This window comes from Ensifer sp. LC11 (genome assembly GCF_001695835.1).
Classification (GTDB): domain Bacteria; phylum Pseudomonadota; class Alphaproteobacteria; order Rhizobiales; family Rhizobiaceae; genus Ensifer.
The window spans coordinates 30,605-48,424 of the sequence record NZ_MBSO01000021.1 but is presented as its reverse complement, the minus strand read 5'-3'; the positions used below and the strand labels follow the sequence as shown (position 1 = coordinate 48,424).

21 protein-coding genes and 2 pseudogenes are annotated in these 17,820 nt (G+C 59.8%); 8 read left to right on the top strand and 15 right to left on the bottom strand.

The window, feature by feature from the left end:
* Window positions 1-133: 133 nt before the first annotated feature.
* Entirely contained in the window at window positions 134-382 is a 249-nt protein-coding gene (locus tag BBX50_RS15780; protein WP_065776279.1) for a hypothetical protein, read from the bottom strand.
* A 176-nt stretch (window positions 383-558) separates the two neighbouring features.
* Here BBX50_RS15780 and BBX50_RS15775 point away from each other — a divergent pair, with 176 nt between their 5' ends.
* Window positions 559-1,050: a ferritin-like domain-containing protein gene (locus tag BBX50_RS15775; protein WP_065776278.1), complete on the top strand. Its 492-nt coding sequence runs from the start codon at window positions 559-561 to the stop codon at window positions 1,048-1,050.
* A 57-nt stretch (window positions 1,051-1,107) separates the two neighbouring features.
* Here the strand turns inward: BBX50_RS15775 and BBX50_RS15770 are convergent, their stop codons facing one another.
* Both BBX50_RS15770 and BBX50_RS30950 read right to left on the bottom strand, forming a co-directional pair.
* Window positions 1,108-1,320: a hypothetical protein gene (locus BBX50_RS15770; RefSeq protein ID WP_065776277.1), complete on the bottom strand. Its 213-nt coding sequence runs from the start codon at window positions 1,318-1,320 to the stop codon at window positions 1,108-1,110.
* 101 nt (window positions 1,321-1,421) lie between these two features.
* Window positions 1,422-1,547, bottom strand: coding sequence for a hypothetical protein (locus BBX50_RS30950; RefSeq protein WP_274534017.1), 126 nt, complete (start codon window positions 1,545-1,547; stop codon window positions 1,422-1,424).
* A 111-nt stretch (window positions 1,548-1,658) separates the two neighbouring features.
* Here BBX50_RS30950 and BBX50_RS30945 point away from each other — a divergent pair, with 111 nt between their 5' ends.
* Window positions 1,659-1,784 (top strand): hypothetical protein, encoded by a 126-nt coding sequence (locus BBX50_RS30945; protein WP_274534015.1) that lies wholly within the window; start codon window positions 1,659-1,661, stop codon window positions 1,782-1,784.
* Between the two features lie 66 nt (window positions 1,785-1,850).
* Here BBX50_RS30945 and BBX50_RS15765 read toward each other — a convergent pair whose 3' ends face one another.
* The 3 genes from BBX50_RS15765 to BBX50_RS30500 are packed head-to-tail and all read right to left on the bottom strand — an operon-like array spanning window position 1,851 to window position 3,571.
* Window positions 1,851-2,864 (bottom strand): DNA topoisomerase IB, encoded by a 1,014-nt coding sequence (locus BBX50_RS15765; RefSeq protein ID WP_065776310.1) that lies wholly within the window; start codon window positions 2,862-2,864, stop codon window positions 1,851-1,853.
* A 15-nt stretch (window positions 2,865-2,879) separates the two neighbouring features.
* Window positions 2,880-3,035 carry a DUF3309 family protein gene (locus BBX50_RS15760; protein ID WP_065776309.1) on the bottom strand — a complete coding sequence of 52 codons (156 nt, stop codon included), beginning with the start codon at window positions 3,033-3,035 and terminating at the stop codon, window positions 2,880-2,882.
* Between the two features lie 11 nt (window positions 3,036-3,046).
* Window positions 3,047-3,571, bottom strand: coding sequence for a hypothetical protein (locus BBX50_RS30500; protein ID WP_162493758.1), 525 nt, complete (start codon window positions 3,569-3,571; stop codon window positions 3,047-3,049).
* Window positions 3,572-3,597: 26 nt separating this feature from the next.
* On the opposite strand from BBX50_RS30500, the gene BBX50_RS15750 reads away from it, so the two are divergent.
* The 4 genes and pseudogenes from BBX50_RS15750 to BBX50_RS15735 all read left to right on the top strand — a co-directional run bounded on the left by BBX50_RS15750 (window position 3,598) and on the right by BBX50_RS15735 (window position 5,672).
* Window positions 3,598-4,212 (top strand): hypothetical protein, encoded by a 615-nt coding sequence (locus BBX50_RS15750; RefSeq protein ID WP_083213650.1) that lies wholly within the window; start codon window positions 3,598-3,600, stop codon window positions 4,210-4,212.
* Window positions 4,213-4,466: 254 nt separating this feature from the next.
* Window positions 4,467-4,580, top strand: a pseudogene (locus BBX50_RS30780) (DUF2934 domain-containing protein); the annotation flags it as partial.
* A gap of 130 nt (window positions 4,581-4,710) precedes the next feature.
* Window positions 4,711-5,148: a CBS domain-containing protein gene (locus BBX50_RS15740; protein ID WP_065776274.1), complete on the top strand. Its 438-nt coding sequence runs from the start codon at window positions 4,711-4,713 to the stop codon at window positions 5,146-5,148.
* Between the two features lie 53 nt (window positions 5,149-5,201).
* Window positions 5,202-5,672, top strand: coding sequence for an HD domain-containing protein (locus BBX50_RS15735; RefSeq protein ID WP_065776273.1), 471 nt, complete (start codon window positions 5,202-5,204; stop codon window positions 5,670-5,672).
* A 33-nt stretch (window positions 5,673-5,705) separates the two neighbouring features.
* Here BBX50_RS15735 and BBX50_RS15730 read toward each other — a convergent pair whose 3' ends face one another.
* The 9 genes and pseudogenes from BBX50_RS15730 to glyA all read right to left on the bottom strand — a co-directional run bounded on the left by BBX50_RS15730 (window position 5,706) and on the right by glyA (window position 15,333).
* The gene (locus BBX50_RS15730; protein WP_065776272.1) at window positions 5,706-6,224 is read right to left on the bottom strand and encodes a sigma-70 family RNA polymerase sigma factor; all 519 of its coding nucleotides are present in this window, start codon (window positions 6,222-6,224) and stop codon (window positions 5,706-5,708) included.
* Between the two features lie 118 nt (window positions 6,225-6,342).
* On the bottom strand, window positions 6,343-7,203 hold the full coding sequence (locus BBX50_RS15725) for a glucose 1-dehydrogenase (protein ID WP_065776271.1): 861 nt from the start codon (window positions 7,201-7,203) through the stop codon (window positions 6,343-6,345).
* Between the two features lie 124 nt (window positions 7,204-7,327).
* Complete coding sequence (locus BBX50_RS29325; RefSeq protein WP_083213649.1) at window positions 7,328-9,385, bottom strand: PAS domain S-box protein; 2,058 nt, start codon at window positions 9,383-9,385, stop codon at window positions 7,328-7,330.
* A gap of 342 nt (window positions 9,386-9,727) precedes the next feature.
* Window positions 9,728-9,844: pseudogene (locus BBX50_RS29320) on the bottom strand (LysR family transcriptional regulator); the annotation flags it as partial.
* Between the two features lie 73 nt (window positions 9,845-9,917).
* A complete protein-coding gene (locus BBX50_RS30495; RefSeq protein WP_201723474.1) occupies window positions 9,918-10,055 on the bottom strand; it encodes a hypothetical protein in 138 nt (45 codons plus the stop codon).
* 564 nt (window positions 10,056-10,619) lie between these two features.
* Entirely contained in the window at window positions 10,620-11,531 is a 912-nt protein-coding gene (locus tag BBX50_RS15710; protein ID WP_065776269.1) for a hypothetical protein, read from the bottom strand.
* Between the two features lie 609 nt (window positions 11,532-12,140).
* Complete coding sequence (purU, locus tag BBX50_RS15705) at window positions 12,141-13,037, bottom strand: formyltetrahydrofolate deformylase (RefSeq protein ID WP_065776268.1); 897 nt, start codon at window positions 13,035-13,037, stop codon at window positions 12,141-12,143.
* A 16-nt stretch (window positions 13,038-13,053) separates the two neighbouring features.
* The gene (gene folD / locus BBX50_RS15700) at window positions 13,054-13,959 is read right to left on the bottom strand and encodes a bifunctional methylenetetrahydrofolate dehydrogenase/methenyltetrahydrofolate cyclohydrolase FolD (RefSeq protein WP_244513166.1); all 906 of its coding nucleotides are present in this window, start codon (window positions 13,957-13,959) and stop codon (window positions 13,054-13,056) included.
* Between the two features lie 96 nt (window positions 13,960-14,055).
* Window positions 14,056-15,333: a serine hydroxymethyltransferase gene (glyA, locus tag BBX50_RS15695; protein WP_065776266.1), complete on the bottom strand. Its 1,278-nt coding sequence runs from the start codon at window positions 15,331-15,333 to the stop codon at window positions 14,056-14,058.
* A 130-nt stretch (window positions 15,334-15,463) separates the two neighbouring features.
* On the opposite strand from glyA, the gene BBX50_RS15690 reads away from it, so the two are divergent.
* The gene (locus tag BBX50_RS15690) at window positions 15,464-16,360 is read left to right on the top strand and encodes a LysR family transcriptional regulator (protein WP_065776265.1); all 897 of its coding nucleotides are present in this window, start codon (window positions 15,464-15,466) and stop codon (window positions 16,358-16,360) included.
* 418 nt (window positions 16,361-16,778) lie between these two features.
* Entirely contained in the window at window positions 16,779-17,810 is a 1,032-nt protein-coding gene (locus BBX50_RS15685; protein WP_065776264.1) for a transporter substrate-binding domain-containing protein, read from the top strand.
* Window positions 17,811-17,820 lie beyond the last annotated feature (10 nt).

The window sequence follows — 17,820 nt, the reverse complement described above, 5'->3', positions numbered from 1 at the left end:
ACGGCACGCTCCGTTGGACACTGGAAGGTCCGGCGGACCGCTTTCTGGAGCAGCCGTCTTTCGAAATCGGATTTCCACGCCCTTGAGACGGCGTGGAGGCCTCAGAGACACTGGCCTGAATCGGCGCCGGCGCTCAGTCGCTGAGTTTTATGTCGCGCTCCCTCATGTATTGATCGAGATTGGAGCGCGCCGGACCGAGCCGAACAAAAATCTCGCGGGCTTCCATGGGGGTGAGACCATACCTGGCGATAAACTCCGCCAGATCATAGTGGCCCCGATAAACGGCCTCTGCCGGATCTATGACCTTGGCTCGAACCCGTTTTACGACATCGCTTCCCCCGATCGACTTGAACGCGCGCGAAGCAGGCTGGTCTCTCTTCATATGGGCCTCCCTTTTTTCCGCGCGGGCTGACGCTCCATCGAAACATGTGTTCATCGTCGAAACGAAGGGCCGCGCGCCTGTAAGCCAAGTCTTCCAACGGGCTTTTTGTTCCCGTTTCGGAACCTTTGTACTTCGGCAATGTTGGATCGCCTCCACACACGGCAAAGGAGGCTGAAATGCCACAAAAGACGCTTGAAACGCTGTTCCATGATGGTCTGAAGGACATCTACTACGCCGAACGACAGATTTTGAAGGCGTTGCCCAAGATGGCACGCGCGGCGCAACTGCCGGACAGCAAGGCGGCGTTCGAAAAGCATCGGGACGAGACCGAAGTCCATGTAGAACGCTTGCAGCAGGTCTTCGAAATTTTCGGCAAGCCAGCCCAGGGAAAGACCTGCGAGGCCATTCAAGGCATTATCGCCGAGGGCGAGGAGATCATGGAGGCATTCAAGGGAAGTCCGGCGCTCGACGCCGGCCTTATTTCGTCGGCCCAAGCGGTCGAACACTACGAGATCTCTCGCTATGGCACGTTGAAGACATGGGCCTGGCAACTCGGGCTGCAGGACGCCGTATCGCTACTCGATAAGACCCTCCAGGAAGAAGGCGCCACCGACAAGGCACTCAGCAAGCTTGCGGTGACGGCGGCGAACGTGAAGGCCGCCGCCTGATAGCGTTGGACGCTTGGAGGCGATTGCGCCTCCAAGCGTCCGTATCGAACCTTGAGGTCAATCGATCTTTCCCATCAATGCGGTGCCGAGGCTGCCGAGGGCGAATGAGGCGCCGAAGGCGAAGATTTGCAGCACAAGCGCGAGCGGGTCGATGGCATCACGATGGCCGAGGGCATGGGGATAAAGGACGGCGATGGCCATCGCCGTCAGGGCACCCAGGACAAACCCGGAGGACATATGCCAGATCAGAAAACGCACGAGCTTTGGCATTTCACCACCTCGTTCATTGGACCGACGCAGCACCAGGCCCGGGACAACCGTCAACCGAACGTGCAAACGCTGCCGCGTCAAAGGCTGCGGGCGCTCGAAGGTCACCCTTCAGCCACATTCTCGAGCGCTTTTGGATCGCGGACTCCTGACCAGAGCAGCGCGATCACCTGCGCCAGCGTCTCGGCGCGCGCCCTCAGGAAGCCATTTCCAACTGGGCTCCAGGCCATTTGTTCCCCGCGGGGTCAGAGAGCCAATCGTGGACCGCCACCGACGCTCGGTTCGGGACATCGCTTGCCGTTCGGGATTGAAGCAGTCCGCGAAGTGGAGGAGAGGCAGCCGTGATCAAGATCATCGGTACTTTGATCGCACTTGCTGTGGTCATGTTCGCCTTATGGTTTGCGTTGCCGGCGCACAAGGTTCCCCGCAGCCAGCCGGCACCGCATGCCATCGATCAGACGAATTGAACCGGCTGAGGGTGTGGACCGGCAGCGGCCCGGGATGCGCAAAAGGCCGATGGACGTCGAGCGACGTCAGCAGTTCTGGGATCTTTGCGACTCCAGGAACCTCAAAAGCAGGACTTCCTCTGCTCGCAAACCTGCAATGGGCTTCGCGTTCCTGCGGCGTTTGGAAGCCCTTGTGTCCGGGTTCGAAAGTGCGAGAACGGCAGGATGGATGTAGCTCTTGCGACAGACTGCTTTCGTATTGTGCAGGACCTCCGAGGCCGCTTCACACATTTGCCTGATGGTGGGTCGCGAGCCTTGGCTCAACGCCTGCCGCGCAACGGCAAAGGCTGCGACACTCCCGGCCCAGGTCCTGAATGTCTTTGCCGAGATGGGGATCGTGGCGATATCGGCGAGATAGCGATTGAAGCGGCCGGAATCGATCGGCTGTGGGCGGCCATCGGAGCCGATCGAAACGAAAAGCTGCCGTCCGGGAAGGTCTGAAATATCCTCCAGAACGCGTTGCAGCCTGGGATTTCTAAGACGTCGTTTGATACGGCGCCCACCTTTTCCCTTGAAGTTCAGTTCGATGCAATCATTGTGGATCCTGAGATGGCGCTTCAGAAGTGTTGCGGCGCCATAGGTCCCGTTTTCCTCAACATAGCTCGGATTGCCGATGCGAAGCGGTTCCTGGTCGAGGAGAGCGGCAAGCGCGGCAAGGACAGTCGTTGTCTCTTCCGCTGTTCCTTCCATTTGGCGCCTGATCTTTCGGCGTATCCGCGGGAGCGCCCTGGCAAAGGCCGATAACTGATCGAATTTTTTGTGATTGCGCAGCTGCTGCCAGGCATCGTGATAGCGGTATTGCTTGCGGCCGCGGGCATCGTAGCCGGTCGCCTGCAGGTGACCATTTTCTTTCATGCAGATCCAGACGCGCTCATAGGCCGGCGGCAATCCCAGCGCCTCTATCCGGGCAATGATCTTGGGATCGTTGAGTACCGAACCGTCCGGCCGTCGATAGCGAAAGCCCCTTCGGAGGCGCGTGCGGCTGAAACCGGGCTCTGTGTCGGAGACATAGACGAGCTCGGCGCCAGCAGGGCCCGTCACGTTGCTCGCATCCAATCAGATACGCCCCATCAACAGGAGGACTAAGAGGACGACGAGGACCACGCCGAGTAACCCGGAGGGGCCATACCCCCATCCGGAGGAATGCGGCCAGGCCGGGAATGCTCCGACCAACAGTAGGATTACGATGATCAGCAATAGGGTACCAAGCATGTTCGATCCTTTCATTTTTGCTTCGAACTCTCCGTTCCAAACCAACCGCGCCATCGAATTGTTCCGATGCCAGCCGAGGCGGGCAACAGAAACGCGACCTTCGCCGAATCCTTTGAGGCGTAACGGGAACGTTTGCGGTCGATCAGTGTTATGTCGCGGACAGGAGTTTCAGAGAGGCAGCGATGAGACCTGCGTGCATCATTGGGGTTTTGGCGGTCCTGACACCACCAGCCATGTCCGCGCGGTTTCAATGCCTGCCCGATCAAACTGGTGCCGGTGAAGACGAGCAAGCCCGAGATCGCAACGAATTGGCGGCTAGGACGAAGATGGCTGCGGGGAAGAAGACAAGCGATGACGCCGACAATATGTTGGCGACCAACCCGGCAACAGATCCCGCCGGCGCCGGCTGCGCGCGGATCGACGATATACCGGATCGTCTGCTGATACTCGCAAACAGGTTGCAAAAGGCGCTGGATTCGCGTCGAGCCGTGGCGGGCGATGGCGGACGCTAAAACCTCAAGAAGAAATTGAGGCACCCCGTGAACCAGACCGAGAACAAGAAATGATGCCGGACCTGCAGCAGTTGCGGGTGTTGGTGGCCGAGGACGAATTTTACGTCGCAAATGACATTGCCTCATGGCTGGAACAAGCCGGGGCGACAATCATCGGCCCGAGCCCGACCGTGCGGCAGGCGCTGAAGAGCCTCTTCAACGCTGATGATATTCAGGTCGCCGTCCTCGACTTCAACCTCAATGGAGAGTTGATCTATCCAGTCGCTGACGAACTCGCGCGGCGCTCGGTGCCTCTCATCTTTTTCAGTGGCTACGACTGTCTAAGCATTCCCGAACGTTTCAGTTCCGCTGCTCGTCTCAGCAAAGACGTGGGCTCGTCCGATCTCGTCAGCGCTGTCTTCGAACAACACCTTCAAAAGCTGGCGACCCTGGTGCCCATAGATTTCGAGGTTTACGAGCATAACATTGTCGACCTTGTTCCCGGATTGCGGCTGAGGGCGCGCCGATTGATGTCGGATGTGGCGGCCGCGGATACTCTTGTCGAGCGCACACTCGAGCGGGCGATCCATCTGGCACCCATCAGGCGCAGATCCCAGCCGCTCGCAGAGTGGTTGCATGCGCTCATGGCCATCATTTACAACGAAAGCCCCAACGGCCCGAACTGACACCAGATCGGCCGAGCGAAGCTTGGTTCTTCTCACGCGACTGCAGGCTCCCATTGGCCGAACATCTGTGCGGCCGATCGATTGCATCCCGACGTTGCTTCGCTCTATCCGCCCAAATCTGATCCGCTCGATTCCGTCGACGTCTTCAAGCCCGCATCCCCTATGACTTGCGGTGGCGGCTATGCATCCCCTGTCGGAACAAATCTGGCTCTCCTTGGTTTGCGAGGCAAATCCATCAAGGAAGGCTCATTGCAATGGATGACAAAGAGGAACGTATTCGCCGCCGCGCCCATGCCATTTGGGAAAGCGAAGGGCGGCCTTTCGGTGAGGAGGAACGGCACTGGGAACAGGCGCGCCGAGAGATCGAGGAAGGTCCGCCGTCCGATGCACCCGGTTCGGGCGAGGACGAAGATACCGGAACGATCGTGGCGCCAGCGACCGCTCCGCACGGCAAGGCCCACCGCGGCGCTGACGAAAGCTGATGAAAGGAGCGAATCAATGCGCATTGCAGAGATCATGACCAGGGATGTGCATGTGGCCAGCCCCGACGACCTGATCCAGGATATCGCACGACAGATGGCTGAAAACGATATCGGATTCCTGCCGGTCGGCGAAAACGACCGCCTTGTCGGCATGATAACCGATCGCGACATTGTGGTACGGCATGTGGCGGACGGTCGCGACGGCAAGACGCGTGTCGGCGACATCATGACGACCGACGTCAGGTATTGCTTCGACGATGATGAACTGTCGGAGGTCGCGCGCCACATGGGCGATGAGCAGATCCGGCGCCTGCCGGTCATCAACCGTGACAAGCGCCTGGTTGGCATCGTGTCTCTCGCCGACGCGGCACGGGGCGATCCGGGTCTTGCCGGCATTGGACTGAAGGGCGTGACAACACCAGGCGGCCCCCACAATCAAAAGCCGGCGCAGTGACCGATCCTCGTGACCGGCGCGACATGAGGCGCTCCCCGGTGCCGCTGTCGCCGATGGAAGAATGCGCAGCGGCGCGAGACGTCGCGGCGCATGCGCATTCGGGCCAGCTCGACAAAGCAGGCGATCCATACTTCCATCATTGCCAAAGAGTGGCAGACGCCGTCGTCGGCGAAAAAGCTAAGGCAGTCGCCTTCCTGCACGACGTCCTGGAGAAGTCTCCGGGCTGGACGCGTGATCGCTTGATCGAGACAGGCTTTTCCCCGGAGGTGGTATGCGCTGTCGAAATGCTGACAATTCAGTCGGGCGAGACCAAGGATGCCTTGACGCTTCGCGCCGCCAAAAATCCCCTCAGCCTGGTGGTGAAACGGGCAGATTTGCAGGACAATCTGGAACAACTGGAAAGGCTGGGCCGCAACGGCGCTGAGTATCGACACAGGCTCCAGCTCTTGGCACAAGTCTCCGAGACGAAATCCATGGCGCCTCAATCTCGCAACGGTGACGCGGATTCTGATGACCTTGACTAGGAAGTCTTCCAGTCCAATCGTATGCGGCCGATATCACTGAATTGGAAATCCGCTCATGCGAAAAGCAAGCTCGTCGCGCGCTCGGCTAAGCCGGCTCTTGATCGTGCCCACTGCGCAGTCGCAAATATCGGCGGCTTCCTTATAGCTCAGGCCATATCCGGCAACGAGGATCAGCACCTCTCGGTGATCCGGTGCCAGAGTGTCGAGAGCTGTGCGCAGCTCGACGTTCAGGACGCACCAATCCTGCGGTGCCGGCATTGGGATCGGGAGCTCGGCGCAGTTGATAACGCCAGGCGACTCGCGCCGGCGTAGCTTGTACTGGGTGCGGAAAGCATTGTGCATGATCGTGAAGAGCCAGGATTTGAGATTTGTTCCCGGTTGAAAGCCGTCAATTCCGCGCAATGCCCGAAAAAGCGTTTCTTGCAGCAGATCATCGGCTTCGAAGCTCGACGACACGAATGTGCGGGCGAAGGCCCGAAGCGCTGGAATAAGGTCAACAACCTGGGTCTCCAGCGGCGGAGACCGCTGGTCCGTTTCATGAAGAGAAGGCATTGAGAATTGCCTTTCGCAAAAGCTGAACGTGCTCTTCTAACAATGCGCCGTTGCCATTTAAGTTCCAGCTACAATGCGGCTGCAAGGCATTGATCGCTGGTTCTCAATCGTTCCGCTTCTAGAGAAATGGTCTGCCACCGGTGACGGCGATCGTTGCGCCGGACACGTAGCTCGAAAGCGGATCGGCAAGCATAACATAGGCCGTCGCAAGCTCTGCCGGCTGGCCAGGACGCTGCATTGGCGTCTGATGACCGAAGGTCTTGACGGCTTCTTCCGGCAATGTTGACGGTATGAGTGGCGTCCAGATTGGACCCGGAGCAACTGCGTTCACCCTTACGCCCTTGTCCGCGAGCATTTGCGCGAGGCCCGCCGTGAAATTGTGGATCGCTCCCTTGGTCGTCGCATAGGCGAGCAATGTCGGGTTCGGGTGGTCGGAGTTGATCGAGGCGGTGTTGATGATGACGCTGCCTGGCGGCATGTGGGGCACAGCGGCTTTGGCAAGATAGAACATTGCATGGATGTTGACTTTGAATGTCAGCTCCCATTCCTCGTCCGAAATTTCTTGAAGCTCCTTGAAGCTCGCCTGGTGTGCAGCATTGTTGACCAGAATGTCGATGCCGCCCAACTTGTCGATCGCGGTGGTCACGATGCGCCGGCAATGCCTGGGTTCCTGAATATCGCCAGCAACAAGGATCGCGCGGCGCCCCTCGGCCTCAACCAACGTTTGGGTGGTTTTCGCGTCTTCGTCTTCGCTGAGATAAGCGATCAGCACGTCTGCACCTTCACGGGCATAGGCAAGCGCAACTGCGCGCCCGATCCCGCTATCGCCGCCGGTGATGACCGCCCGCTTGTTCGCCAACCTTCCTGAACCGCGATAGCTTGTTTCGCCGTGATCGGGAACCGGTATCATGGCGTCGGTGAGACCCGGCGGCTCCTGTTTCTGATCGGGGAATGGCGGCTTGACGAACTCTTGCGTCATCTTCGTCTCCTTGGGCTAGAGAAGATGTGACCAAACTTCGCGTTTCCGTCGTTGTTCCGTTCGCCCGGGGGCTTCTGGAAGGCTGGTGTCGGATCGCCAACGCCAAGAATAGTAAGGACGTCCGCTAGGATTTCGTCTCGTCGAACGGCTGCAGCCGGTCCTTCGGAATGGTGAGCCGTATGACAAGTCCCTCCGGGTGCCACTGACGAAGGATTTCTCCACCGAACTGCCTTTCGATGGTCAGTTTGGCGAGCTTGGTGCCGAAACCCTCGGTCTCGGATTCCGACACCGGGGGACCGCCGCGTTCGGTCCAGATCAGCTCTAGCGCCCCTCCTCTGTCGATACACTCAAGATCGAGATGGCCCGTGTCCGTTGAAAGCGCGCCATATTTGGCGGCATTGGTCGCGAACTCATGCACAACCAGGGAAAAGCCAGTGATTGCCGCGCGAGAGACGCCCAGATCGCATCCGCGCGTCGTCACCCGGCACTGGCCCTGACCGTTCTCGCCGACATACGGCGATAGGATTGTGGCGAGCAACGGCTGCAGACTGGCCCGGCCCTCACCCGAGCCACCGCCATGCGCCGTCGGCAAGGTGAGCACATGGGCTCGCGCCAGCGATCCCAAGCGCGCAATGACGGCTGAGGCGAGTTCGTCGGCCGACGTGGCCGATTTGGCGCTCAGAGACACCACGCTGCTCGATACCATGAACAGGTTCTTGACCCGGTGCGCCATCTCCTGGATCAACAGGTCCTTCTGCTGCTCGGCCTGTTTGCGATCGCTGATGTCGCGTGCAATCTTCGAGGCGCCGATGACCGCCCCGGCATTGTCGCGGATCGGCGAGATCCTGAGCGAGATCGGAATCAGCCCTCCATTTTTGCGCCGGCGCAGCGTTTCAAAGTGATCGACGCGGCGGCCGGCGCGCACCTGCGCCAGGAAGTCCAGCTCTTCGCCCTGGCGATCATTTGGGATCAAAAGCGTGACCGGCTTTCCGACGGCTTCCTCGACCGTGTATCCGTATAGCCGCTCGGCCCCGGCGTTCCAGCTGGTGATGATGCCGTCCAAGTCCATCGACAGGATCGCGTCCTCCGACGACTCGACGATTGCGGCGAGCTGATGAGCGGCATGCTCGGCCTGGCGGCGCACCGTAACCTCGTGTTCGGCTGCCTTGAGCAAGTGGGCGTTATCGATCGCGATCGCGGCATGCGCAGCGATCGAAATCACCGTGTCCTCGGCATCGGCGGCAAAGATTGCGGGTTGGTCGTGACCGAAGAACAGTCCGCCGTGCACCTCCCCCGAACGCGACACCACCGGAACCGCCAGATAGCTCACCACCGGCAAATGTCCTTTCGGCATGCCAAAGTGGGGCGCCAATTTGCCATAACGCGGATCGGCTCTGATGTCGTCCGAACGCACCACGCCCAGGCCACGGAAAGTCGGTTCGAACACAGCCGTGTTGCGCGGCAGTTGAAAGTTCTCGAAAGCAATGCGCGGAGCGCCGGAGAGTGTGTAGCGCGTGTAGCTTTCACCCTGTGGGTCAACGAGATTATAGAAGAACGCCCCGAATTTCGCGCCGGTCAGTTCGGTCGCTGCGTCCGTAACTGTCTGAACGATGTGATCGAGATCGAGGTTGCTGGCGATCGCCTTGGCAATCCGATCGACCGCCTCCAGCCGGCGTTCCGCGGCCTTGCGCTGGGAGATGTCGAGAATGCTGACGTAAGCGCGCTCGTAATGGGGGCCCTCGAAAGTGATGGTGAACACAACATCCAACCGCCGTCCTCGGAGCGTACGCAGGGCGGTGTCCGCGCCGAAGCGCCGGCGGCCTTCCCAGATGGTCACCAACTCTTCCAGGAAAATCGGTGCCGTTTCGGGGAGGAAAACGCTTGAGAGCGAGCGCAGCAATTCGCCTTTCTCCGTGGCCTCGAACATCTCCACCGTAAACGGGTTGACGTCGATGATCCGCACGCTCGCAATCGCTTCGTCCAACCGGTCGGGATGCGCCTCAAGATAGGCCCGCAGATCCTCAACGCCCTCGGACCGAAACCTGTCGAGGAGTTCGGCGACACCGGAAAAATCCTGTTCCCAAACGGCAACCCCGGCGCATTCGAAAATGTCGCGGAACTTCGCTTCGCTCGCACGGAAGGCTTGTTCGGATGCGTTGGGATCGCTGATATCGACCAGCATTTTGACCGCTCCCACGAACTCACGTTAAACAGCATCGTCGACGGCAGGCACCGGTCGCGGCATCGCTGCTCGGCGGAGCCGCCTTAAGATGGTACCTCAAGCAAGTCCAAACGCAATGCACTGATCAATGACGCAATCTAACCGCATTGGGCTTCGCGACAAGCATCGCGGCAGCCATCGATCAATTGCCGCGACGTGAAGGGCTTCGTGAGAGGTCTCGCGCCGGCCGAAGAAATGTCTGGCTATCGGGGTTGAGCGTTACTTCGGCGCCGCACGCCGTTGGAGTTTGCCGTGGCCTCCTGGGTTCCAACTGATTCGCCCTCGGCATGCCGTCCCACTGCCTCACCTGCCCGACCGCGCGATGTCGATGATGTCGTCCCGCGCGGCTGTCGGGTCTTCCTTGTTCCAGGCAACCCCAAGTCCGATCTTCAGATCGACACCACGCACCGACTTGAGCTCGGCTGGTCAGCCTCACCCGTTGTCGTAGTTTTCACGGCCATCAGCAGCGCGCTGCAGCGTCGCCGGCGCCGCTTCAGCGCGGGGCAACCGCGCCCGCGTAGAAACCGCCGTCCCCACCATAGTAATCCTGTCTGACGCTGCTCGCACCGCCGCCGGTCTGGGAGCATCCGGCGAGCACGGAGAGTACGAGCAAGAATGTGACAATACGCATTGGCTCTGATCCTTTCTTTGCTGCCGCACACATAGTCGTTGGCAGATGCCCGGACAACCGGCGACAGCACGACTTTCAACCAAACCCTGTATCCGAACAGCGACAAGAATGGCTGCAAACCGAGGGGCCGCAAGCCGGGTAAGCGGACGGATTTCGTGAGCGATCCGGCGGTGATCGCGCGACGCCAGAAGGCCCTTTCCCGACTTGATGCGGCGGAATGATCCGTCGTCGCAAAGTCTCAAAGCTAAAGCCGAAGGGGTGGCCCTCACCCGTAGTGGCGCAGTAGCGGGCCGTAATCAATTCGCTCTTGCGAAGACGAGACCAGCGTGCGCTATTTCAGTCGATACATTGTTCGATCCTTTTAGCGCAAAACATTACCGCAGCAAGCGACGCATTGGGCATGTCGGCTGATGGCTCGAGAACGACTTCTAGCCGCAGATCACGAACCACCGCTCCACGCTTCCCATCCCGGTCGGTCACCGAGCCCCCTGCAATGCAGATAGTTTATCGTAACAATTCGAGGCTGCGCCTTTAGAGCGCCGGAGCGGCAGCGGGGATAGAGCGCTATCGACGGATTCGGCCGGAAAACAGTCCAGCCGGAACGTCAGCGTTGTCGGCATCGGTCACGAGAAGAAGGTCCAGCAGATCACCTCGCTGAGATGCGTGAATGCCCTCGATCTTGTGGGGGATGGCGAGAAAATCAAAGGAAAGCAAATTGCCGCCGTCGCCGATGATACCGATGCCAGCCCCTAGACACGGCCCATCGAGGTACGCATCGTCCGTGCTCTCCGCAACAGCGCTGAAAATCATATTCCCATTGGGGAGTGACGCGGCATCTGTGAAACCGAGCGGAACGCCGCGAACTGCGCCGAGATCGACATGCTGGATCGCGATCGGCACGACCCGCTCGCTTTGATCCTTTTCCAGAGCATCCAGAACTGAAGCCAGCGAGTATCGGATGATCGCGCTGTCGTTTTGGCGTCTGTTGGCCCGTTGAAACAATCGCAGTTCCCCGCGCGTCACAACCGCACCTTCGATATTGAGCTGAGCAAATTCCCCCTCGATCGGATCAAAGAGAAATGACAGGTCGACGCTCTTAGGGGGCACGGCCAAGGCGCCGCTACGATCGAGCCCGAGCAACGCGCCCCGCTTTCGATTGGGTCGCGATCCCGAGCCTATCGCCAGAAGCGCGCCGAACGAAAAACCCGCGCAAGGCGGTATAACGGTTAGCGCTTCCAAGTCCGGTTTCTTGCTTTTTCGACCTGCGCTGGAGGCCGGCAGGACGCCCTCAAACAACCGCACCAAGTGACCGGGGCCCGAGTTATCAACGGGAAACACGCCAAGGTGAAGGTCGTCATCGGCGATCACGCACAGCCCCGCATCGAGACAAACGAGCCCACTCGCGGCGCTCACGTACGAACGACGCGAATGAGACGCGTCAATGTCGAGGTCACGCAGTTTGTCGAGCTTGATCATGGTTACTCCGCCCTACTCGGCCTCCATCTGATCCTCTCTTGCAAAGAGGGATCCCGCAAGCGGATCCCAACCCAGGGAGACAGGTTCACCATCTTCGGCTCTCTCCGGAATGCGGCAAGATGAGTTGGGCACGCCGCCCCCATCCTCTCGCTAGGTCAGATGCCGGCATTCGCCTCCGATAACACATCGCGGCCGAGCAGCGCGACCAGCCCGCCACGTATGTGGTCGATATGCTCGTACATGAGGCGAGCGCCCTCTTCGAAAGCGCCCTGCTCGCAGGGAAACCCTTAGGGCCTCAAGCGCAGATCGAAATGCACAGCCCATCAGGGCAACAACCGCAGAGGTCGCGTTCCCGAAGATACATTATGCGATCATTTTGGCCTAGATCGTGAACATCCCCGGAACAGGCCGATACGTGGGGGTCGTACCGCTCCCTTTCGCCCCACGCACACTTCATTCTCCTGCAGTTCCGGTTTGATACATCCTAACCCGAAAGGTGTCATCCCGATCGGAAAGGGGTTCAGCCGCCTTCTGTAGATATGCACTTCGGCCGGCTTCCTGTCGACCGAAGCTTGTGTTCACGGGCGTCGCTACCGTGTCACGCCGCAGTCAGCCCATGCGTTCTGACGCATAAGAGCCAGGCGACGCAGGAAACACGACCGTCTTGTTGCCGTCGATGAACACACGTCCGTGGATGTGGGCGTGGATGGCTCGCGCGAGCACCTGGCTTTCGACATCGCGCCCGAGGCTCACGTAGTCCTCGCCGCTCTGCGCATGGGTCACCCGAACGATGTCCTGCTCGATGATCGGACCTTCGTCCAGATCCGCCGTGACGTAGTGCGAGGTCGCGCCAATGAGCTTCACGCCCCGCTCATAGGCCTGTTTGTAGGGATTCGCTCCCTTGAAACTTGGCAGGAAGGAGTGATGGATGTTGATGATGCGGCCGGACATCTTGCGGCACATCTCGTCAGATAGGACCTGCATGTAACGGGCGAGCACGATGAGCTCCGCGCCAGCATCCTCCACGATCTGCATCTGAGCTGCCTCGGCCTCCGGCTTGTTCGCTTTGGTGACCTTGATGCAGTGGAACGGGATGTCGTGATTCACGACCACCCGCTGATAGTCCAGGTGGTTCGAAATGACGCCGGCGATATCGATTGGCAGTGCGCCGATCCGCCAGCGATAGAGGAGGTCGTTCAAGCAGTGGCCGAAGCGGCTCACCATAAGGATCACCTTCTTCTTTTCGGTCTCGTCGAAAAACTCGGCGTTCGCCTCGAACCTTTCCGCGATCGGCTTGAAACCATCACGAAGCTGCTCGAGGGTGTGACCCTCTTCCGGCTGGAAGCTGACACGCATGAAGTAGCGGCCGGTGTCGGCATCATCGAACTGAGCGCTGTCCGAAATGTTGCAACCATTCTGCGACAGATAGGTGGCGATCGCGGCTGTCACCCCGCGGATGGAGGGACAGGCGACACGCAGAGCATAACGGGGGGCGGTGGTCGTCATTCAGGTATCCTCATTCTCAGGCCGCAATTGCCAAAGCGTAATGCCGACGGAAGGCCGTCAGCGTGTTCGAGAGCAGGCAGGCGATGGTCATCGGTCCGACACCACCCGGAACGGGGGTGATCGCGCGCGCGTGACCCGCCTCTCCGTAGAGAACGTCGCCGACGATCCGCGATTTGCCGTCTATCTGTATCCTGTTGATGCCGACGTCTATGACGACAGCACCGGGCTTGATCCAGTCTCCGCGGACAAGACCCGCGCGACCGACTGCTACGACGAGAATATCGGCGGCTCGGCAGAACTCCGCAGTGTTCCTCGTCTGCGAATGGACAACCGTCACGGTGCAGTGAGCGTTCATGAGCATCTGGGCCATCGGCTTGCCGACAATGTTCGACTTGCCCACGATGACGGCGTGCATCCCTGCCAGGTTCTCGCCCAGGGTATCCTTCAGCAGCATCATGCAGCCCAGCGGGGTGCACGGCACGAGCGCCGGATTTCCAGTTGCAAGGCGCCCCGCGTTCGAGACGTGGAAGCCATCGACGTCCTTGTCCGGACTGATCGCCTGGATCACCGCATTCGGATCGAGATGCGCGGGCAATGGCAATTGCACGAGAATTCCATGGACCTCTGGATCCACGTTAAGGCGGTTCACGAGTGCAAGCAGCTCGGCCTGGGTGGTTTCTGCAACCAGGCGATGCTCGAAGGACTTCATGCCCACGGCGACGGTCTGTCTATTCTTGGATGCCACGTAGACGGCGCTAGCCGGATCTTCTCCGACAAGGACCACCGCCAGGCCGGGAACAACGCCCGTCTCTACCTTCACTGCCTCGACGTCGGCTTTGATGCGATCAAGCAGTCCCGTGGCGATCTTCTTTCCATCGATGTCCGCGGCGCGTGTGAATCTGTCCATCGGATACGTCTCCATTGGATTCAAGCTCGAACCAGCAAGCTGCCTATGAGAAGAGAAATGCCGCGCGTTCGACATGTGCGCGCGGCATCTGATGCGTCCGGCGTGAGCTGGTTATTGCCCGTAGACCGGGAACTTGTTCGTCAGCTCCGCGATTTTGGCCTTGGCGCCTTCGACGACCTCGTCGGCCTTGCCGGCGACCTCGGCGTCAATCAGATCCGCGATCACGGTACCGAGGATTCGGAACTCCTCCTCCTTCAGACCACGCGTCGTAGCGGCCGATGACCCGAGGCGCATCCCGACCCATTCCGGAGGACGCGGGCTGTCACCCGGGATCGGGTTCTTGTTCGACGTGATGTTCGCCCTGGCGAGCAGCGTCTCGGCCTGTTTTCCAAGCAATCCCTTGCTCGACAGATCGAGGAGGACGATGTGAGTGTCTGTTCCGCCCGAAACGATGCGAACGCCACGGTCGGCGAGCGTGTTCGCGAGAACCTTCGCGTTTTCAACGACCTGCCGTGTATAGACCTTAAAGTCATCGCGCAGCGCCTCGCCGAGGCAAATTGCCTTTGCCGCAAGGACGTTGCTGTGCAGGGACCCCTGAACGCCGGGGAAGACGGCTGCCTGCAGCTTCTTGTACCATTCCTCATTGTTGGTGAGGATCAAGCCTCCGCGAGGACCGCGAAGCGTCTTCGTCGTCGTGCATGTCACAATATCCGCATGAGGGAACGGCGACGGATGCACGCCACCGGCGACGAGACCTGCGATGTGGGCCATGTCGACCAGGAAGTATGCCCCGACCTTCTTCGCGATCCTCGACATGCGTTCGAAGTCCAGTTCACGAGGGTAGGCCGAGCCGCCGGTGATCAGCAGTTTCGGGCGAATTTCCTCGGCGAGCCTCTCCATCTCGTCGAGATCAATGACCTCGTTCTGCGGATTGACGTTGTAGTTGTTGGCGTCGAACCAGCGGCCCGAGAGGTTCGCCTTCATGCCGTGCGAGAGGTGGCCACCTGCCGCCAGATCAAGCGAGAGCACCTTCTCGCCGGGCTTCAGCAGCAGGAAGAAGACGGCGAGGTTGGCCTGGGTGCCCGAATGGGGCTGCACGTTTGCGTAGCCGCAGTTAAAGAGCTGTTTGGCGCGGTCGATCGCCGCCTGCTCCGCGATGTCGACGAACTGGCCGCCACCGTGGAAGCGATTGCCCGGATAGCCTTCAAGCGTCTTGTTGGTGATCTCGTGCCCCAGTGCGTCGAGCACCGCGCGGCTGACAATGTTCTCCGAGGCGATCAGCTCGATCTGGTTTTGTTGACGTGTCCGCTCCGACGCGAGGGCATCGGCGACGAGAGGGTCAACGTCTTCAACGGTCGTGGTGAAATGCGCTTTGGCTGTGTGGGCCATCTCAGTTCTCCAAATTCTCGAAAATCTTGAGCGGAGCCTAGTTCGGCCGAAAGGCCAGAAAAAGTTAATTATATTTGCACATATGTTCAGATGAACTAATGATTTGGTGAAAAGCTTCGAGGAAGTGGTCATGGACATCGGACGCTTGCGCGCTCTTCGGGAGCTGTCGATACGGAAAACCATGGCTGCCGTTGCGGAGGCACTTTATGTCTCGCCCTCGGCAGTCTCGCAGCAGATAGCCCTCCTCGAAGAGGAGGTGGGCATCCGCCTTGTCGAACGGCGCGGCAGGGGCGTTGTCATGACTCCGGCGGGCCACCAGCTCGTCCAACGAGCCGAGAAGATCCTCACCGAGATTGAATCGGCGAAGGCCGACATCGCCGAATTGAAGAGCGTCGTGTCCGGCGAGCTTCGCGTCGCCGCCTTCCCATCGGTCGCAGCGGCCATCATTCCGAAGGTCGTTTACGACCTCGCCGAGCGCCATCCTCACCTCACGGTGCAGTTCGACGAGATGGAGCCCGCAGAAAGCGTCGCGGCACTCCGGAGTTGGCAGACGGACGTCGCGATTATCGACGACCTGAACATGCCGACGGGTGCACTCGACCCTAATATCGAGACGATCTTCCTGATGGAGGACGTCTTCAACGTCATGGTGTCCAAAGATCACCGCCTGTCCGACCATCCTACAGTTGGTCTTCGAGAACTCCGCGACGAGCGCTGGGCAATTGACACAGCGTCGGACACTTATACCAGGATGCTCGCCGAAGCCTGTCAACGGGAAGGCTTCAAGCCCAACATCGTTGCTCGGTGCAAAGGGTTCGAAGTCACCATCGCCATGATACGGCAAAACTATGGGATTTCGATTCTGCCTGGTCTCCGCGCAAGCTACGATCTTGAGGATGTCTGGGTGTGTCGGCTGGTGCCAGAAATCCGACGGCGGATTTTCCTCGCCTTTCGGCGAGACGAGAAGCGTAGCCCCGCACTTCAGGTATTCCTGGATCGTATAGCCGAGAAGCCGCCCCTCTCCTAGTTCCACCTCTCGTGGCATCTCTGGAGGCGACGCAACAGCCGGAAACCATTGCGACACCGGCCCCGTTCCCTAACGTCCCGTCCCGAAACACATCACCGTGCTGTGCGCCTCGCGGCTTTTCCGGCCATGGCGACTTCCGGCAGAGGTCGCTTCTTCAACCGACGGAAGGCGAATACTCAACAGTTCTGCTAACGTATCCATCAAGGAGAATTAAGTATATTTGAATTGATCCGCTTCCTATGATCCTGACGCCAACTGATGGGACTGGGAGCGAGGATCGCATGTCGACCTTGGCCAACAACGGGACGACGCGTCCAGAACGGCGATAACGCCACGAGCGTCCGACCAAACTTTCGATCAGGCCGACCCTCATTGCTTGGCATCACCTTCGCTATCGCGATCCGAAAGGGGAACCAAGATGAATCTATTGAAAATCCTGACCGGCGGCGTTTTTGCAGCCGCCGCATTCGGTGCCGCCCAGGCATCCGCATCGGTGCTGGATACTGTGAAACAGCGCGGCGTACTGAACTGCGGCACCGACAATACCGCTCCGGGATTCGGCTATCTCAATACGACGACAGGTCAGATGGAGGGCCTCGACGTCGACTTCTGCAAGGCGGTAGCGGCCGGGGTCCTCGGCGACGCGTCCAAGGTAAAATTCATGACCGTGACCGACAAGAGCCGATTTGACGCCGTGCTGACGGGCCAAGTCGACGTTGTCTTTGCACACACCACCATCAAGCCGGCGCGTGAATCATCGATCGCGATCGACTTCCTTCCGGTCAACTTCTACGACGGCACGGGACTGATGGTGAAGGCGGACGCCGGTATCAAGGAATTCGGTGATCTCGACGGCGCAACGATCTGCACGACGCAGGGGTCGGCGACCGAAACCGTCCTGACGGCAGCCTTCAAGGCGCGTGGCTGGAAGGACTCCAAGGTCCTGACCTACGAGAACCTCGAGAAGCTTTTCTCCGCGCTCAATTCCGGCCGTTGCAACGCGATGAGCACCGACAAGTCGGCGCTCGCCGCCTGGGCTGGAAATGCGCCGACGCCTACCGACTATCTGATCCTCCCCGACACACTGGACAAGTCACCGTTCGGCGGCTTCGTCGTCGCCAACGACTCCAAGTGGCGCAACGCCCTGCGCTGGATCGAGTATGGCCTCTTCCAGGCTGAAGAATCCGACATCACGCAGGCCAATCTCGCCGAGAAGCTCAAGAGCGAAGATCCGTTCGTCCAGAAGTTCCTGGGTGTGGACGGCGGCTATGGCAAGGACTTCGGTCTCGCCGACGACTTCATCGCTCAGGCGGTCAAAGCCGTCGGCAACTACGGCGAAGTCTACGACCGCAATCTCGGCCCGAGGACCAAGATGTACCTCGATCGCAAGGGCACGCCCAATGCGCTCTGGACGCAGGGCGGCGCAATCTACTCCCCGCTCTGGAACTGACGCATGCCGA

Bases quoted from the DNA above. Each gene is read 5' to 3' on its own strand.
- BBX50_RS15710 (WP_065776269.1), bottom strand. From the start codon at position 11,531: ATGATCAAGCTCGACAAACTGCGTGACCTCGACATTGACGCGTCTCAT.
- BBX50_RS30950 (WP_274534017.1), bottom strand. From the start codon at position 1,547: ATGGCCTGGAGCCCAGTTGGAAATGGCTTCCTGAGGGCGCGCGCCGAG.
- BBX50_RS15770 (WP_065776277.1), bottom strand. From the start codon at position 1,320: ATGCCAAAGCTCGTGCGTTTTCTGATCTGGCATATGTCCTCCGGGTTT.
- BBX50_RS15775 (WP_065776278.1), top strand. From the start codon at position 559: ATGCCACAAAAGACGCTTGAAACGCTGTTCCATGATGGTCTGAAGGAC.
- glyA (WP_065776266.1), bottom strand. From the start codon at position 15,333: ATGGCCCACACAGCCAAAGCGCATTTCACCACGACCGTTGAAGACGTT.
- BBX50_RS15760 (WP_065776309.1), bottom strand. From the start codon at position 3,035: ATGCTTGGTACCCTATTGCTGATCATCGTAATCCTACTGTTGGTCGGA.
- BBX50_RS15685 (WP_065776264.1), top strand. From the start codon at position 16,779: ATGAATCTATTGAAAATCCTGACCGGCGGCGTTTTTGCAGCCGCCGCA.
- BBX50_RS15725 (WP_065776271.1), bottom strand. From the start codon at position 7,203: ATGACGCAAGAGTTCGTCAAGCCGCCATTCCCCGATCAGAAACAGGAG.
- BBX50_RS15780 (WP_065776279.1), bottom strand. From the start codon at position 382: ATGAAGAGAGACCAGCCTGCTTCGCGCGCGTTCAAGTCGATCGGGGGA.
- BBX50_RS30495 (WP_201723474.1), bottom strand. From the start codon at position 10,055: ATGCGTATTGTCACATTCTTGCTCGTACTCTCCGTGCTCGCCGGATGC.
- folD (WP_244513166.1), bottom strand. From the start codon at position 13,959: ATGGAGACGTATCCGATGGACAGATTCACACGCGCCGCGGACATCGAT.
- purU (WP_065776268.1), bottom strand. From the start codon at position 13,037: ATGACGACCACCGCCCCCCGTTATGCTCTGCGTGTCGCCTGTCCCTCC.
- BBX50_RS15750 (WP_083213650.1), top strand. From the start codon at position 3,598: ATGATGCCGGACCTGCAGCAGTTGCGGGTGTTGGTGGCCGAGGACGAA.
- BBX50_RS29325 (WP_083213649.1), bottom strand. From the start codon at position 9,385: ATGCTGGTCGATATCAGCGATCCCAACGCATCCGAACAAGCCTTCCGT.
- BBX50_RS15735 (WP_065776273.1), top strand. From the start codon at position 5,202: ATGGAAGAATGCGCAGCGGCGCGAGACGTCGCGGCGCATGCGCATTCG.
- BBX50_RS15740 (WP_065776274.1), top strand. From the start codon at position 4,711: ATGCGCATTGCAGAGATCATGACCAGGGATGTGCATGTGGCCAGCCCC.
- BBX50_RS15690 (WP_065776265.1), top strand. From the start codon at position 15,464: ATGGACATCGGACGCTTGCGCGCTCTTCGGGAGCTGTCGATACGGAAA.
- BBX50_RS15730 (WP_065776272.1), bottom strand. From the start codon at position 6,224: ATGCCTTCTCTTCATGAAACGGACCAGCGGTCTCCGCCGCTGGAGACC.